At 68.3% G+C, this 15,766-nt stretch carries 15 protein-coding genes and 1 pseudogene; 4 read left to right on the forward strand and 12 right to left on the reverse strand.

Annotated elements, in window-relative coordinates; all coding sequences use genetic code 11:
• Positions 1-1,517, reverse strand: a pseudogene (locus JC881_RS06620) (hypothetical protein); the annotation flags it as partial.
• Between the two features lie 377 nt (positions 1,518-1,894).
• On the opposite strand from JC881_RS06620, the gene JC881_RS06625 reads away from it, so the two are divergent.
• Positions 1,895-2,734 carry an intradiol ring-cleavage dioxygenase gene (locus tag JC881_RS06625; protein ID WP_198784916.1) on the forward strand — a complete coding sequence of 280 codons (840 nt, stop codon included), beginning with the start codon at positions 1,895-1,897 and terminating at the stop codon, positions 2,732-2,734.
• Positions 2,735-2,823: 89 nt separating this feature from the next.
• Positions 2,824-3,582, forward strand: a complete 759-nt coding sequence (locus JC881_RS06630) for a sulfite exporter TauE/SafE family protein (protein WP_198784917.1) — start codon at positions 2,824-2,826, stop codon at positions 3,580-3,582.
• Between the two features lie 122 nt (positions 3,583-3,704).
• On the opposite strand, the gene JC881_RS06635 is transcribed toward JC881_RS06630, so the two are convergent.
• The 5 genes from JC881_RS06635 to JC881_RS06655 all read right to left on the reverse strand — a co-directional run bounded on the left by JC881_RS06635 (position 3,705) and on the right by JC881_RS06655 (position 7,115).
• Positions 3,705-4,064 (reverse strand): DUF1428 domain-containing protein, encoded by a 360-nt coding sequence (locus JC881_RS06635; protein ID WP_198784918.1) that lies wholly within the window; start codon positions 4,062-4,064, stop codon positions 3,705-3,707.
• A 70-nt stretch (positions 4,065-4,134) separates the two neighbouring features.
• Positions 4,135-5,616, reverse strand: a complete 1,482-nt coding sequence (locus tag JC881_RS06640) for a DHA2 family efflux MFS transporter permease subunit (protein WP_198784919.1) — start codon at positions 5,614-5,616, stop codon at positions 4,135-4,137.
• Positions 5,617-5,660: 44 nt separating this feature from the next.
• The gene (locus tag JC881_RS06645; protein WP_198784920.1) at positions 5,661-6,080 is read right to left on the reverse strand and encodes a VOC family protein; all 420 of its coding nucleotides are present in this window, start codon (positions 6,078-6,080) and stop codon (positions 5,661-5,663) included.
• Positions 6,081-6,111: 31 nt separating this feature from the next.
• The gene (locus tag JC881_RS06650) at positions 6,112-6,639 is read right to left on the reverse strand and encodes an SRPBCC family protein (protein WP_198784921.1); all 528 of its coding nucleotides are present in this window, start codon (positions 6,637-6,639) and stop codon (positions 6,112-6,114) included.
• A 41-nt stretch (positions 6,640-6,680) separates the two neighbouring features.
• Positions 6,681-7,115, reverse strand: coding sequence for a VOC family protein (locus JC881_RS06655; RefSeq protein ID WP_198784922.1), 435 nt, complete (start codon positions 7,113-7,115; stop codon positions 6,681-6,683).
• 138 nt (positions 7,116-7,253) lie between these two features.
• Between JC881_RS06655 and JC881_RS06660 the strand changes: the two genes are divergently transcribed.
• Positions 7,254-7,907, forward strand: coding sequence for a TetR/AcrR family transcriptional regulator (locus JC881_RS06660; RefSeq protein WP_198784923.1), 654 nt, complete (start codon positions 7,254-7,256; stop codon positions 7,905-7,907).
• A gap of 169 nt (positions 7,908-8,076) precedes the next feature.
• Here the strand turns inward: JC881_RS06660 and JC881_RS06665 are convergent, their stop codons facing one another.
• Genes JC881_RS06665 through JC881_RS06690 form a run of 6 tightly spaced genes read right to left on the reverse strand, consistent with a single transcriptional unit; the run spans position 8,077 to position 14,796 of the window.
• Complete coding sequence (locus tag JC881_RS06665; RefSeq protein ID WP_198784924.1) at positions 8,077-8,568, reverse strand: MarR family winged helix-turn-helix transcriptional regulator; 492 nt, start codon at positions 8,566-8,568, stop codon at positions 8,077-8,079.
• A gap of 37 nt (positions 8,569-8,605) precedes the next feature.
• The gene (locus JC881_RS06670) at positions 8,606-10,351 is read right to left on the reverse strand and encodes an acyl-CoA dehydrogenase family protein (RefSeq protein ID WP_198784925.1); all 1,746 of its coding nucleotides are present in this window, start codon (positions 10,349-10,351) and stop codon (positions 8,606-8,608) included.
• Between the two features lie 8 nt (positions 10,352-10,359).
• Complete coding sequence (locus tag JC881_RS06675; RefSeq protein WP_198784926.1) at positions 10,360-11,352, reverse strand: Bug family tripartite tricarboxylate transporter substrate binding protein; 993 nt, start codon at positions 11,350-11,352, stop codon at positions 10,360-10,362.
• 34 nt (positions 11,353-11,386) lie between these two features.
• On the reverse strand, positions 11,387-12,151 hold the full coding sequence (locus tag JC881_RS06680; protein ID WP_198784927.1) for an SDR family NAD(P)-dependent oxidoreductase: 765 nt from the start codon (positions 12,149-12,151) through the stop codon (positions 11,387-11,389).
• 21 nt (positions 12,152-12,172) lie between these two features.
• Entirely contained in the window at positions 12,173-14,026 is a 1,854-nt protein-coding gene (locus JC881_RS06685; RefSeq protein ID WP_198784928.1) for a feruloyl-CoA synthase, read from the reverse strand.
• A complete protein-coding gene (locus JC881_RS06690) occupies positions 14,023-14,796 on the reverse strand; it encodes a crotonase/enoyl-CoA hydratase family protein (RefSeq protein WP_198784929.1) in 774 nt (257 codons plus the stop codon). The genes JC881_RS06685 and JC881_RS06690 overlap by 4 nt, the downstream gene beginning before the upstream one ends.
• 103 nt (positions 14,797-14,899) lie before the next feature.
• Between JC881_RS06690 and JC881_RS06695 the strand changes: the two genes are divergently transcribed.
• Positions 14,900-15,766, forward strand: a complete 867-nt coding sequence (locus tag JC881_RS06695) for an amidohydrolase family protein (protein WP_198784930.1) — start codon at positions 14,900-14,902, stop codon at positions 15,764-15,766.

Genomic DNA, 15,766 nt, shown 5'->3' on the forward strand with positions numbered 1-15,766 from the left:
AGGCCGTCGTCGCCGAGCACGCCGCCGAGGAGACCGCCTTCGCCGCCGAGCAAACCGCCCAGCAGGCCATCGTCACCCAGCACACCGCCGAGCAAGCCGCCGTCGCCGAGCAGTCCGCCCAGCAAACCGTCGTCACCCAGCAACTGCCCGACCAGGCCGTCGTCGCCCAGCAGTCCACCCAGCAAGCCGTCTTCGCCCAGCAGGCCCTCGAGCACCTGGCCGACCACGCCGTCGTCGCCGATCAGTCCGTCCACCAGGCCGTCGATGCCCAGGCCCGTGGTCACGCCGCCGAGCAGGCCGTCGCTGCCGAGCACGTTGTCCAGGATGTTGCCGAGCGCGTCGGTCAGGTAGTCGACCTGGCCGATCAGCGAGCCGACCAGCGCGTCGGTCAGTCCGTTGCCCAGCAGGCCGTCGACCACGGGGGTCAGGACGCCGCCGAGGTCGACCACCAGGTTATCGACGGCGTCGTCCACCGGATCGAATTCGTTCGGGTCGTTGGCCGTGAAGTCGTTGCCCGCGATCGGCGAGAGCACGTTGTCGACCAGGTCCGTCAGGCCATCGACCGTGGGCATCAGCGATCCCAGCGTGCCGGAGGAACTGGCCGCCGCACGGGCGGCCGCGCCGCTCGCGCCACCCAGGCCGAGGAGGTCGTCCAGCGCGCCGACCAGATGGCCGACGGCGCCGTCGCCTGGATCGAGCAGGTGGTCTGCATCGGCGTCGGCGTCTGCGTCCGCATCTGCATCAGCGTCCGCGTCGGCGTCGGCGTCTGCGTCGGCATCTGCATCCGCGTCCGCATCTGCGTCCGCGTCGGCATCAGCATCAGCATCAGCATCCGCGTCGGCATCAGCATCCGCATCCGCATCTCCGTCCGCATCCGCGTCGGCATCGGCATCCGCATCGGCGTCCGCGTCGCTGTCGCCGAGGCCCGGCGCGAGGAAGGAAACACCGCCGCCGCCGTCGCCGCCACCGCTCAGCGCGGCGCCCAGCGCAACGGCGCCCAGCGCACCGAGGGCGAATTCGCCCAGGCCGATGCCGCTGCCGCCCGCGGCCTTCTTGGTCACGGCCACGGCGGCTGCGTCCGCATCGCTGTCGGCCGGCGTGACTTCCAGGTTGCCCGCGGCCACATCGACATTCACTTGTTCCAGGCCGCCGGGCAGCTTGGTCGAGCCGATGGTGGCGTCGGTGCCGCCCTCGAAGACCCCCGCGAGCGGCGCCTTGTTGGCCGTCGAGCCGGGGAAGAGCACGTTGGCGTGGCCGCCGTCGGGAACGATCACGCGGTCGCCCGCCATCAGGGTCTGGGTGCCGTCCACCGGAATGCGCACGCCGTCGCGCACGACGACCGTGCCGGGCGTGGCGTTGGACAGCGAGCCCAGGCCCGCGGGCATCGAGGGCGAGGCCATCGCGCTCGAGCCCATGGGGGCGATCGGCGTGGTGCTGGCTTGCGCCAGGACCACGGGGGCGGCACCGTTCTCGGCCATGCCTGGGGTCGAAAGGATGGGTGCTTGGGGGGTGATCATGGGCGGCCTCCTCGAGGGAATAAGTGACTACGAAGCGCAACATGCGTGCCGCCTCCGCGCCTGCGCTTCGCCGCGCCACTGCCCGCGATCTATGTTGTTGATTTGAAAAGGTTTTTTCGCGCGGGGAGGGGCAAACCCGGGAAGGCGAAACAGGCTGCTTTCGCGATTCGTTACGTAACGCCGCGCGCTTTTCGCCCGGAACGCCGGCCGCGTTCATGGGCGATGAAACATGCCCGGCGCCCCGACCGTTCCGCTGGGCGGAAAAATCATTTGCGCCGCGGCGCTTCCGGCGGCGCGGTGCGCGGCCTACAGTCCGCAGCACCCCCCGAGACGGACAGTCACGCAGACAGCGACGGCAGCACAAGGAGACAGCCACGATGCGCAACCTCAACCAGGACAACATCACCCAGGCCGTGCTCGCGCGCCTGGCCGACACGCCCGACCCCCGGCTGCACGAGATCCTTACCAGCCTCGTGCAGCACCTGCATGCCTTCGCGCGCGAGGTGAAGCTCACCGAGGCCGAGTGGTTCCAGGGCATCCAGTACCTCACGGCCACCGGCCAGATGTGCGACGACAAGCGCCAGGAGTTCATCCTGCTGTCGGACGTGCTGGGCCTGTCGATGCTCACCATCGCGATGAACAACGGCAAGCCGGACGGCTGCACCGAGGCCACGGTGTTCGGGCCCTTCTACGTCGAAGGCGCGCCCGAGTACGCGCACGGCGACGACGTGGCCAACGGCGCTGCGGGCGAACCGTGCGACGTGTACGCCACGGTGCGCGGCCTCGATGGCGCGCCGGTGGCCAACGCGGTCGTTGACGTGTGGCAGGCCGACGAAGGCGGCCACTACGACGTGCAGCACGCGGGGCTCGACCACGCCGAGAACCGCGGGCGCCTGCGCACCGGGCCCGACGGCGCGCTGCATTTCAGGAGCGTGCTGGCCCAGGCCTATCCGATTCCGGTCGATGGCCCCGTGGGCGATTTGCTGCGCGCGACCAAGCGCCATCCGTGGCGGCCCGCGCACCTGCATTTCAAGATCGAGGCGCCGGGCTACGAAAACCTCATCACCCACGTGTTCCGCGAGGGCGACGAGTGGCTGGATTCCGACGCGGTGTTCGCGGTGCGCCAGTCGCTGGTCGCGCCGTGGAAGAAGCAGGCCGACGGCCGCTGGCGGCTCGATTTCGACTTCGTGCTGAATCCGCTGAAGCAGCCCGCCTGAAGCCGCAGCTTGGCCCGCGCCCCCGGCCTGCTACGCTCGCCAAGCCTGCCCCCTGACGGCAGGCTTTTTTCTGCGCCCCGTCACACCCCATGGCCTTTCCCCTCATCACCGATCCGCATTTCTATGCGGTCGCCGTCCCCGCCGTGCTGCTGCTGGGCATCAGCAAGAGCGGCTTCGGCGCGGGCTTCGGTTCGCTCGCGGTGCCCTTGATGGCGCTCGCGGTCACCGTGCCGCAGGCGGCCGCGATCCTCATGCCGCTGTTGCTGCTGATGGACGTGCTGGGGCTGGCCGCGTTCCGGCGCGACTTCGACCGGTCGCTGCTCAAGTTTTTGATTCCGTTCGGCCTCATCGGCACGGTGGTCGGCACGCTGCTGTTTCGCGTGCTGTCGGCGCACACGGTGGCGGGCATCGTCGGGGTGTTCACGCTGCTGTTCCTCGCGCAGCGGCTGGTGTTTCCGCCCAAGCCCGACGATCCGCTGCCCTCGCGCGGCGTGGGCGCGGCGCTCACGGTGGTCTCGGGCTTCACGAGCTTCATCGCCTACGCGGGCGGGCCGCCGATCAATGCCTACGTGATTCCGCTGCGGCTCAAGCCGGTGGTGTTCACGGCCACGATGGCGTACTTCTTCTTCGTGGTGAACCTGAGCAAGTGGATTCCCTACGCGTGGCTCGGCCTCATCGACTTCACCACGCTGGCCACCTCGGTGGCGCTGATGCCCCTCGCGCCGCTGGGCGTGTGGGTGGGCATCCGCATCGCCAGGCGCATCGATGCGACGTGGTTCTATCGGTTCGTGTACCTGGGGATGCTGCTCACAGGCCTGAAACTGGTCTACGACGGCTTCATCGGCTGAGGCCGGCCGCAGGCCAGGCACCTTCGTGAAACACCGAGGAACCGGCTTTGCCGGGCCTCAGGTGTTGCCCCCGGTAGGGGGTTGGCGAAGCGACACGAAGTGCGCGTAGCCTGGGGGCGAGCTCAGAGCTCGACGATCGACTTGAAGCCGCCGAAGATCATCCGCTTGCCGTCGAACGGCATCGTCTTCGGGTCCATCGATGCGATGCGCGGATCGGCCATCACCTTCTTGTTCACCGTGTCGCGGTGCTTGCGCGACTTGTAGACGATCCACGAGAAGGCCACGGTCTCGTCGGCCTTGAGCTTCACGCTCTGCGGGAACGAGGTGAGCTTGCCGGGCTTCACGTCGTCGGCGATGCACTCCACGTATTCGAGCGCGCCGTACTCCATCCAGACCTTGCCGGCCTTGCGCGCGAGCTTGCGGTAGGCCTCGACGTTCTTGGTGGGAATGGCAACGATGAAACCGTCTACATAGCGAGCCATGGGAGATCTCCTGAAAGAAAGATAAAAACGTTGGAGGAAAAACAGCGGCGGCTGCATGGCGTCGTGCACATCACGATGCCGATTCGCTCGCCGCCCCGCGGGGTGCCGCTTCTTCGTTGTTCTGCATCTGCATCTCGATCCGCGCCGGCGGTGCGGTGCGAAGCAGCAAGGCCCCGATCAAACCCGCCAGTGCCGCGAATACGGCGCCGACGAGAAATGCAAGGTTGTAGCCACCGGTGAGCGCGAGCGGCATCTGCGCGCCGGCCGCTTCCATCGAACCGGTGCGCGCCGCGGCGGCGCTGGCCAGCACCGCGAGGCCCAGCGCGCCGCCCATCATGAAGGCGGTGTTGACCACGCCCGAGGCGAGGCCCGAATCGGCCGGATCGACTTCGCTCATCGCCGCCAGCAGCACCGGGTTGAACGCCATGCCGGCACCCAGGCCCAGCAGCATCATCCCGGGCAGCACGTCGACGACGAAGCTGCCGTTGACCGGCGCGCGCGCGAAGAGCGCGAGGCCAATGGCCGCGAGCCACAGCCCCACCGCGAGCGGCTTGCGGATGCCAAAGCGCATCACCAGCTTGGCCGAGAGGCCGAGCGAGAACACCGCCATGATGATGTTGGCCGGCAGGAACGCCAGGCCGATCTGCATCGGCGTGTAGTTCAGCACCAGCTGCATGTAGAGCGCCGAGATGAAGAACCACGCGAACATCGCCGCCGCCCACAGCACGCCGACCACGTTGGCCACCGACACGCTGCGAAGGCGAAAGAGGCCCAGCGGCATCAGCGGATGCGCCACGCGCGCCTCGATGGCGATGAAGATGGCCAGCAGCACCACCGCCGCGCCGAGCAGGCCCAGCGTTTGCGTGGAGCCCCAGCCGGCCTCGTTGCCGTTGACCACGCCGTACACCGCGAGCATGAGCGACAGCGTGACGGTGACCGCGCCGGCCACGTCGAGCTTTTCGCCATGCGCCTGGCCGCGCGCGTTGGGCAAGAGCGCCACGCACAGCGCGTACACCGCCACGCCGATCGGCAGGTTCACCAGGAAGATCCAGTGCCAGCTCAGCGAGCTCGTGAGCAGGCCGCCCAGCAGCACGCCGATGCTGCCGCCGCCCGCGCAGACGAAGCCGTAGACGCCCATCGCCTTCGCGCGGTCGGCCGGCTCGGTGAACAGATTCATGATCAGCGAGAGCGAGACGGCCGAGACCACCGCGCCGCCCAGCCCCTGCACCGCGCGCGCGGCAACCAGCAGCACCTGCGAGTTCGCCAGGCCGCAGGCGAGAGACGCGACGGTGAAGAGCACGAGGCCGATGAGGAAAAGCTTGCGGTGGCCGTACAGGTCGCCCAGCCGGCCCCCGAGCAGCAGGAAGCCGCCGAAGGTCAGCATGTAGGCATTCACCACCCACACGAGCGAGGTCTCGGTGAAGCCGAGGTCGGTGCGGATCGAGGGCAATGCCACGTTCACGATCGTGGTGTCGAGCACGATCATCAGGACGCCGAGGCAGAGCACCATCAATGCGAGCCAGCGCTTCCGGTTGTCGAGGGTTTCGGTCATGGAGTGGTTTCCTGAAAATTCGCCGATGCGGCGTTCTGCTTTTTTTAGACCAGGGGCTTGCCGCCGTTGATGAGCCAGGGCGTGCCGAAGCGGTCGGTCACCATGCCGAAAGCTTCGACCCAGAAGGTCTTCTCGAAGGGCATGGAGACGGTGCCGCCCTCGGCGAAGGCATCGAACACGCGGCGCGCTTCGGCGACGGTGTCCAGCGTGAGCGCGACGCCGAAGCCCTTCATGCCTTCATAGGGCTGGCCGGGCATGGTGTCGGAGGCCATGAGCATGCCTTCGCCGTAGGCGAGCGAGGCATGCATGATCCGCTTCTTGACGTCGGCCGGCATCTCTTCGGTGTCGGGCGCTTCGCCGATGGTCATCATCATCTGCATGGTGCCGCGAAGCGTCTTTTCGTAGAAGCGCATGGCTTCCTGCGCGTTGCCGTCGAAGGTGAGGTAGGCGTGGATGGGGGACATGATGGTTTCCTTTGGAATGCGGTTGAGGTGATTACTTTTCGGTGGCTGTCTTGAGGTTGGCAAGGCCCGTTTCGAAGTCCTTGCCGATCATCTGGTCCATGTCGAAGAAGATGCCCATGAGCTTGGCGATGTAGGGGCTCGGGCCGTGCATGGCCCAGGTGACCTCGGTGGCGTCGCCCTGCGGCGCGAGCGTGAACTCGGCGATGTTGTGGCCTTCGAAGGGCTTGATGAAATCCAGCTTGATCGCGACCTTCGAGGAAGGCGACGATTGCGCGATTTCCATCTTGCCCGCGCCCGCCTTGTCGTTGCCTTCCCAGGCGTAGGTGGCGCCCTGTCCGGCCGCAGCGCCGCCGAAGCTGCGCTTCATGGCCGGGTCCAGCTTCTCGTAGGGCGACCACTCGCCCCAGCGGTGGAAGTCGTTGATCAGCGGAAAGATCTTCTCGGCCGGCGCGGCGATGCGCGCCGTGCGCTCCACGCGGAAGGTGTCGGGCCGGGTGGCCGCGTAGATGAGCACGATCGCGATCAGCGCGAGGATGACGAGGACGATTTTCTTGAACATGAAGTGACTCCTGGGGCAGGGCGGGCGGATGGCTGTAGGGGTTACTTCGCGGCGTCCACCACCATCAGCCAGGCCACGCCGAAGCGGTCGGCCAGCATGCCGAAGCTGCTGGTGAAGAAGGTCGGCATGAGCGGCTGCATGACCATGCCGCCATCGGCCAGCGCATCGAACCACTTGCGGGCGTCGGCGTCGGTGGCGGCGGTGATCGACAGCATGATTCCCTTGAATTCCGGCTGGCCGGAGCACCGGCCGTCGGAGAACATCAGCTCGGTTTCGCCGACGCGGATCACGGAGTGCATCACCTTCTGCGGGTCGGGCATGGCGCCGGCGCAGCCATCGCCTTTTTCCATGCCGGCATCCGCGGGCGCCTCGCTGAATCGCATGAGCTGCACGACTTCGGCACCGATCGCTTTCTTGTAGAAGGCGATCGCTTCGTCGCAACGGCCTTCGAAGGACAGGTAAGACTGGACTTTCATGGCAATTCCTTTTCGCGGATGAGGTTTCGAGGTTTCACGGATGCGCAGCGGCTTCTGCGCGAATACGATGGAACTACTTTGTGTACACCGTCCACAAAGAATAGCAGGGATAATGGACACTGTCCACATGGAATTGCAATGAAGCTCAACAACGTCCCCGAAAGCCTGCCGCCCGCCCGCAGCACCTACCGCCACGGCGACCTGCGCCGCGCGCTGCTGGAAGCGGGCGTCGAACTGGCGCGCGACGGTGGGCCGGACGCGGTGGTGCTGCGCGAGGCCACGCGGCGCGCGGGCGTGGTGCCCAACGCAGCCTACCGCCACTTCGGCAGCCGGCAGGAGCTGCTCCTGGCGGTGCGCGCCGAGGCGCTCTCGGCCGCGGCCAAGGCGATGGAAAGCGAACTGGCCGTGCTGCATTTCGACCAGCCGCCCGCCGAATTCGCCCGCGCGCAGGTGCGCGCCATCGGCACGGCCTACCTGCGGTTCGCGCAGGCCGAGCCGGGCCTGTTTCGCACGGCGTTCGTGGTGACCGAAGAGGGGGAGGGAGAAGTGGGCCCGACGGCCGCGGGCGCGAGCGGCATGGGCCCGTTCCAGCTGCTCGGCGCGGCGATCGATCGCCTCGTGGACGCCGGCGTGCTCGATCCGGCGCGGCGCCCGAATGCCGAATTCCTCGCGTGGTCGGCGGTGCACGGGCTCGCGCTGCTCATCATCCACGGGCCTCTGCGCACGCTCGATGCGGAGACCACGCATGCGCTGGGGCAGCGGCTCATCGACATGGTGGAGCGCGGCCTGTAGCGGTCGCCCGCGATTTCAAGCCACGTCGAAATCAGAAAAAACCGTTCACGCTGAGCTTGTCGAAGCGCCGCGCAAGGCTTCGACAGGCTCAGCCCGAACGGTTCGTGCTCAACTCGAACGGTTGGTGTCAGCCCTAACGGTTGGTGTCAGCCCTAACGGTTCTTCTCGCTCAGAGATAGATCTTCTGCAGCAGCTTGATCAGCGTCTCGCGCTCGCGCGCCGTGAGCTGCGCGCTCGCATCGGCTTCGAGCTGCACCACAGCCTGTTCGGCCTCGCGCACCAGCGCTTCGCCGGCGGCGGTGAGATGCAGCCCCACCGCGCGGCCGTCGTGCGGATGCGGGCGGCGTTCGATCAGACCCCGGCTGTCCAGCGTGGCCACCAGGCTCACGAGGTTGGGCGGCAGGATGTCGAGCGTGGTGCACAGCTGCCGCGAGGTGGCGCCCGGGTTGTGCGCCAAGAGCGAGAGCACCGAGAAATCGATCTGCTTGAGCCCGTAGGGCGCCATGCGCTCCGAGAAGACGCCGCTGATGATCAGCCAGGCGCGGCGGGCGTTGTAGCCGACCAGGGTTTCGAGCACGCGGGCATCGAGCCGGTCCGAACGGCCCGATGCGGCGGCAACGGGCTCGTTCTTCGTGGAGGTTTTCTTGGCGGGAGCAGGCATGGCCCCGAGCGTAACCGGCCGTGGCGGCGCGGGGAATCTACCGCGCGACACCTTCGGCCGCGGCGTGCGACAGGGCGATGCCCTCGCAGGCGCGCTTGACGATGCCCAGGCGCATCTCGAATTCGGGCAGCACCCAGCGGCGGAACGCGGCCGCCGCGCGCACGCGTTCGGCCGAGGCGCCGCCCTCGGTCGCCTCGATGCGCGCCCAGGCCCACGCCATCATCGTGAGCATCACCACGCGCAGGTAGTCGTCGGCCACTTCGTAGGGCAGCACGGGGTTGGCGTGCGCGGACATGGCGATGGTCGTGCCGAGGTAGCGCAACTGCGCGAGCCGGCGCTGCACGTCGGCATCGGCCTCGCGCGATGCGTCGAGCGTGTCGCGCAACTCGAGCAGCACGGCCGACATGGCCGCGCCGCCATCGGGCAGCACCTTGCGCACCAGGAGGTCGATGGCCTGGATCTCGTTGGTGCCCTCGTAGATCATCGTCACGCGCGCGTCGCGCACCACCTGCTCGATGCCCCATTCGCGCACATAGCCGTGGCCGCCGAACACCTGAAGGCATTCGCTCGCGCCGTGGAAGGCCTGGTGCGTGCAGGCCGCCTTGAGCACCGGCGTGACCAGCGAGCACCAGCGCTGCGCGCGCTCGCGGGCCTTGGGGTTTGCGTCGTGCGCGGCGACGTCGAGCATCAGCGCACTGCGATACGCCAACGTGCGCGCGCCGTCGATCCACGCGCGCTGGGTGTCCAGGATGCGGCGGATGGCGGGGTGCTCGGCGATCAGGTCGGCTGGCTCGCCGCCGCGGCTCGCGGGCACGGCGCCGGGGGCGCGCATCTGGCGGCGCTCTGCGGCGTAGGCGTCGGCCTTCTGCCAGGCGGCGTCCAGCAGGCCGATGCCCTGCAACGCCACATGCAGGCGCGCCGAATTCATCATCACGAACATCGCGGCGAGGCCGCGGCCGGCCTCGCCGACCAGCCAGCCGGTGGCGTCGTCGAAGCGCATCGCGCAGGTCGGGCTGCCGTGCAGGCCCAACTTTTCCTCGATGCGTTCGCAGTGCACCGCGTTGCGCGTGCCGTCGGGCAGCAGCTTGGGCACGAGCGCGAGCGACAGGCCCTTCGGCCCGGCAGGCGCATCGGGCAGCCGGCACAGGACGAGATGGACGATGTTCGGCGTCAGGTCGTGCTCGCCGCCCGAGATGAAGATCTTGCTGCCGCTCACGCGCAAGCTCCCGTCGGCTTGCGGCACGGCGCGCGTGCGCACCTGGCCCAAGTCGCTGCCCGCGTGCCCTTCGGTCAGGCACATGGTGGCGAGCCATTCGCCGGTCGCGATCTTCTGCAGATAGCGGCTCTTGAGTTCATCGCTGCCGTGGTGCTTGAGGCAGGCGTAGGCGCCGTGCAGCAGGCCCGGCGCCATCGTGAGCCCGTGGTTGGCCGCGCTGAGCCATTCGTAGAGCACGGCCTCGAGCACCGAGGGCAGGCCCTGGCCGCCGTCTTCGGTCGCGGCGGAAAGCGCGGGCCAGCCGCCATCGACGAAGGCCTGGTACGCCTCGCGAAATCCCGGTGGCGAAATGACTTCGCCTTTGTCGAACCGGCAGCCGACTTCATCGCCCTCGCGATTGATCGGCGCCACCACCTCGCCGACGAAGCGCGCGGCCTCCTCGAGCACCTGCGATTGCAGCGCCTCGTCGACCTCCGCGAAAGGCGCGAGCGATTGCAGGCGCGCGGGCGCGTCGAGCACCGCGTTCAAGAGAAAGCAGACGTCGTCGGGACGGGGGCAGTAATCCATCGGCTGCTTCAGGACTCGGCGGTGAAGCCGATCTTCTTGACCAGCGGACCCCAGCGTTCGTATTCCGATTGCAGCGACTTCTTCATCTCGTCGGGCGAGGAGCCGTGCGCGATCAACCCGACCGACAGCAGGCCGTCGGCCACGGCCTTGTCCTTGAGCGCGGCCTGGATCGCGGTGCTCGCGGCATTGACGACGGGCGCGGGCGTCTTGGCCGGCGCGAAGAAGCCGAACCATTCGTCGGCCACGATTTCCGGAAAGCCCTGCTCGGTGAAGGTAGGCACATCGGGCAGGTAGGCCGGACGCTGCGCGCCCGAGGTGGCGAGCACGCGCAGCTTGCCGGCCTTGGCGAACGGCAGGCAATCGCCCGCGGGCGTGAGGCACGAGGCGATCTGGCCGCCCACCACGTCGTTGATGCCGGGCAGCGAGCCGCGGTAGGGCACGTGGCGCAGGTCCGCCCCGGTGCTCAGGCCCAGCAGCGCGCCCAGGAAGTGCGGCGTGGAGCCCGCGCCCGGCGAGCCGTAGCTCGCCTGCCCGGGGTTGGCCTTGGCCCAGGCGATGTAGTCCTTCAGCGTCTTCACGCTGGCCGGCACCATCGGGCCGACGGCCAGGCCGTGCGTCATCACGGCGCCGATGGAGATCGGCGCGAAGTCTGGAATCGCGTACGCCAGCTTGGTGTAGATGTGCGGATAGATCGACAGCGCCGAAGCCTGCGCGAGGCACAGCACCGAGCCGTCGGCCGGCGAGGTCTTGAGCGTGTCGAGCGCGATGCGCCCGCCCGCGCCGGGCTTGTTCTCGACCACCGGGTTCGTCTTGGTGAACGGCGTCTCGCCCACCTTGTCGGCCACGCGGCGCGCCACGCTGTCGCCGGCGCTGCCGGCCGGGAAGCCGTAGTAGATCTTCACCTGCTGCTGCACCAGCTGGGCGAGCGCGGCGAGAGGGTGCAGGGCACCGATGGCGGCGGTGCCGCCGAGCAGGTTCACGAACTGGCGTCGGGTGGTCATGGTTTGTCTCCTGGTTTTGCTGCTGGGGCTGGAATCAGCGAGGCGCCATGCGCAGGGCGCCATCGAGGCGGATCACTTCGCCGTTGAGGTGGCCGTTCGTCACGATGTGGCAAGCCAGCTCGGCGAACTCCGAGGGCTGGCCCAGGCGCGGCGGGAACGGGATCGACGCGGCCAGCGATTGCTGCACGGCCTCGGGCAATTCGAGCAGCAGCGGCGTGGCGAAGAGGCCGGGCGCCACGGTGCACACGCGGATGGCGTGCTGCGCGAGGTCGCGCGCCATCGGCAGCGTCATGCCGACGAGGCCGCCCTTCGAGGCGCTGTAAGCCTGCTGACCGACCTGCCCGTCGAAGGCCGCGACCGAGGCGGTGAAGAGCATCACGCCCTTCTCGCCGTTGGGCAGCGCGTCGAGCTTGGCGCAGCGCGCCGCGAACAGGCGCGCCATGTTGTAGCCGCCGATGAGGTTGATGTTGACCACGCGCGCGAAGTCTTCGAGCGGCGCCGGGTTGCCGTCCTTGCCGACGATGCGCTTGGCGCTGCCGATGCCGGCCACGTTCATCAGGATGCGCGCGGGGCCGTGCGCGGCCGCGGCCTTGTCGAGCGCGGCGGTGACGCTGTCGGTGTCGGTGATGTCGCAGGCGCATGCAACGCCGCCGATGTCCGCGGCCACCTTCTCGGCGAGCGCGGCGTTGCGGTCGAGCACCGCGACCTTCGCGCCCAGGCGGGCGAGCTCGCGCGCGGTGGCTTCGCCCAGGCCCGATGCGCCGCCGGTGACGAGGGCAGCTTGTCCTTCGATCTTCATGTGTGTGTCTCCTGGAGAAAGTTAGCGGGGCGTCAGCGTGAAAGGCAGCGTGCCGGCGTGCATCGCCTCGGCGAGCGCCGCGCGGTGCTTGAGCACGGCGCGCTGGTTGATCGAGCCCTTGTCGGTCACTTCGCCCTTGTCGATGGAGGGCGGCTCAGCCATCAGGTGCAGGCGCGCGATGCGGTTCGCGCTGCCGGTGCCCATGGCGGCCAGGTCGTTGGCCACCTGCTGGAAGTGCGCCTGCACCGAGGCGCTTTCGAGCACCTGCTGCATCGTTGCGTCGGCAGCCAGGCCCGCGAGCTGCCGCACCTTCTGCGTCGGGAAGATCAGCGCGCCGACTTCCTTCAGGTTGATGCCGGTCAGCACCGCGTCCTGCACGTAGGGTGCGCCGGCCGCGATGATCTTCGCGCGCAGCGGCCCCACGCTCACGAAGGTGCCGGTGGCGAGCTTGAAGTCTTCGGCGATGCGGCCGTCGAAGCGCAGGCCCCGGTGGATGTTCGCGTCGTCGATCCACTTCACCGCATCGCCGGTCGAGAAGAAACCTTCTTCGTCGAAGGCCTCGGCCGTGGCATCGGGCGCGCGCCAGTAGCCGGGCGTGATGTTGGGGCCGCGGTAGCGCACCTCGGTCTTGCCGTCGACCTCGATCAGCTTGAGCTCGATGCCGGCCGCGGGCAGGCCGATGTCGCCCGACTTCACTTCGGGGCCGGTCACGTAGAGCGCGAACGGGCCCGACTCGGTCATGCCCAGGCCCGTGCCCATCACGATGCGCTCGCCGACTTCGGCCTCCTGCGTCTTGTGCAGGCTGTCCCAGATCGGCTGCGAGAGCGCCGCGCCCGAGTAGAAGAACATCTTCACGCGCGAGAGGAGGTTGCGCCGCAGCACCGCATCGCTTTCCATCGCGTTGGCGATCGCCTCGAAGCCCGTGGGCACGTTGAAGTAGATGGTGGGCGCGATTTCGCGGAGGTTCCGCAGCGTCTCGGCCATGCCCGCCGGCGTGGGCTTGCCGTCGTCGATGTAGAGCGTGCCGCCGTTGTCCAGCACGATGCCCACGTTGTGGTTGCCGCCGAAGGTGTGGTTCCAGGGGAGCCAGTCGACCAGCACCGGCGGCTCGTCGCCCAGCGCGGGAATCGACTGGCGCAACTGCTGCTGGTTGGCGCACCACATGCGGTGCGTGTTGATTACTGCCTTGGGCATCTTGGTGGAGCCCGAGGTGAAGAGGAACTTGGTGATGGTGTCGGGGCCGGTCGCGCGCATCGCGGCGTCGATGGCGGGGGTCGCGGGCGTGGCGGCCAGCGCGCTGAAGGGCGTGGTGGCGCGGCCTTCGATGGCGCCCTCGGCGAGCACGACCTCGGTGCCGGCCGGCACGGCCGCTTCGATGGCGCGACCGTAGCGCGCGGCATCGGCGGCGAACACGAGGCCCGGCGTGAGCGTGTCCAGCACGTGGCGCAGCTTCTCGAAGTCCTGGCTCACCAGCGAGTAGGGCGGCGAGACGGGGCAGTACGGCACGCCGGCATAGAGGCAGCCGAGCGCGAGCAGCGCGTGCTCGATGCCGTTCTCGCTGAGGATCGCGACGGGGCGCTCCGCATTCAGGCCGCGGTCGAGCAGCGCCTGCCCGATGCCGCGCGCTTCCTGCAGCGCCTGCGCATACGACACGCGCAGCCACTCGCCCGTGCTGCCGTCGGCCAGCCGTTCGCGGCGGGCGATGAAGGTGCGGTCGGGCGCGTGTTCGGCCCAGTGCGCGAGGCGGTCGGTCATGCGCTCGCGGTAGGCGTCCAGCTGCGTCTCGGCCTGCAGATACTGCGTGCCCGGCGCGCCGTCGCGCAGCACCGCGCGGGTCACGCCGAAGGCGAGCGGGCGGTAGCGGATGGCGGTCATCCCTTGCTCACTTTCGCGCCGCGGCCTTCGAGGAAGTCGCGCACGCGCGCCTTCGCCTCGGGCGCGGCCTGCACGATGCCGGACATCAGCGCCTCGGTGAAGAAGCCGTGGTCGGCCGACTGCTCGGCGATGCGCGGCAGCGCGTGCATCAGCGCGTAGTTGGTCAGCGGCGCGTTGGTGGCGATGCGCTTGGCGAGCTCGAAGGCCTTGTCGAAGGCCGCGCCCTCGTCGACCAGGTACTGCGCGAAGTTGGCGCGCTCGCCGTCTTCGGCGTTGTAGACGCGGCCGGTCATCATCATGTCGGTCATGCGGGCCACGCCGATGAGCTTGGGAATGCGCACCGAGCCGCCGCCGCCCACGAAGATGCCGCGCGAGCCTTCGGGCAATGCATAGAAGGTGGAGCGATCGGCCACGCGGATGTGGCAGGCGCTCGCCAGTTCGAGCCCGCCGCCGACCACCGCGCCGTGCAGCGCCGCGACCACCGGCACCGGGCCGTGCTGGACCACGTCGAGTGCCGCGTGCCACAGGCGCGAGTGCTGCATGCCCTGGCCGGCGTCGCGCTCCTTCAGTTCGCTCAGATCGAGGCCGGCGCAGAAGTGCGGGCCTTCGCCGTCGAGCACCGCGGCGCGCACGGTGGAGGGCAACTGCTCGAAGGTGTCGCGCAACGCGAGGATCAGGCCGTCCGACAGCGCATTGCGCTTGGCGCCGCGCGCGAGGCGAACGATGGCGACGTCGTCGCGAATGTCGAGTTGGAGGTCTGGAGTGGTCATGATGTGTTGGGGGTTGCGTTCGATTATGGTTATGAGAAATAATCAATTCAAGGCATTTGAGCCCGCCGAATACTAGGGACTTACCCGTACTGGAGACAAAGAGATGGACCACCGGAACCTGATCGCCATCGACATCCACACCCACGCCGAAGTGAGTTGCTGGAACCCGTTCGACAACTATGGCGAGGAGTACGACCGCGCCGCCGACAAGTACTTCGGCTCGAGCGGCCGCCCCACCATCGCCGAGAGCGTGGCGTACTACCGCGAGAGAAAGATCGGGCTGGTGATGTTCATGGTCGATGCCGAGTCGAACATGGGCCGCCGCCGCATCCCGAACGAGGAAATCGCGGAGCACGCGAAGAACAACAGCGACATGATGATTGCCTTCGCCAGCATCGATCCGCACAAGGGAAAGATGGGCGCGCGCGAGGCGCGCAGGCTCATCGAGGAATACGGCGTGAAGGGCTTCAAGTTCCACCCGACGGTGCAGGCCTTCCACCCCTACGACAAGATGGCCTGGCCGATCTACGAGGTGATCGCCGAATACGGCTTGCCGGCGATCTTCCACACCGGCCACAGCGGCATCGGCTCGGGCATGCGCTGCGGCGGGGGCCTGCGCCTGGAGTACAGCAACCCGATGCACCTGGACGACGTGGCCATCGACTTCCCCGACATGCAGATCGTCATGGCCCACCCCAGCTTCCCCTGGCAGGACGAGGCGCTGAGCGTGGCCACGCACAAGCCCAACGTGTGGATCGACCTTTCGGGCTGGAGCCCGAAGTACTTTCCCAAGCAACTCGTGCAGTACGCCAACACGCTGCTGAAGGACCGCATCCTCTTCGGCAGCGACTACCCGCTGATCACGCCCGACCGGTGGATGAAGGACTTCGAAGTGGCGGGGTTCAAGCCGGAGGTGATGCCCGGAATCCTGAAGGGCAATGCGGTCCGGCTGCTGAAGCTGGAAGGCTGA

This window comes from Variovorax sp. IB41 (assembly GCF_016405905.1).
Lineage (GTDB): Bacteria > Pseudomonadota > Gammaproteobacteria > Burkholderiales > Burkholderiaceae_C > Variovorax.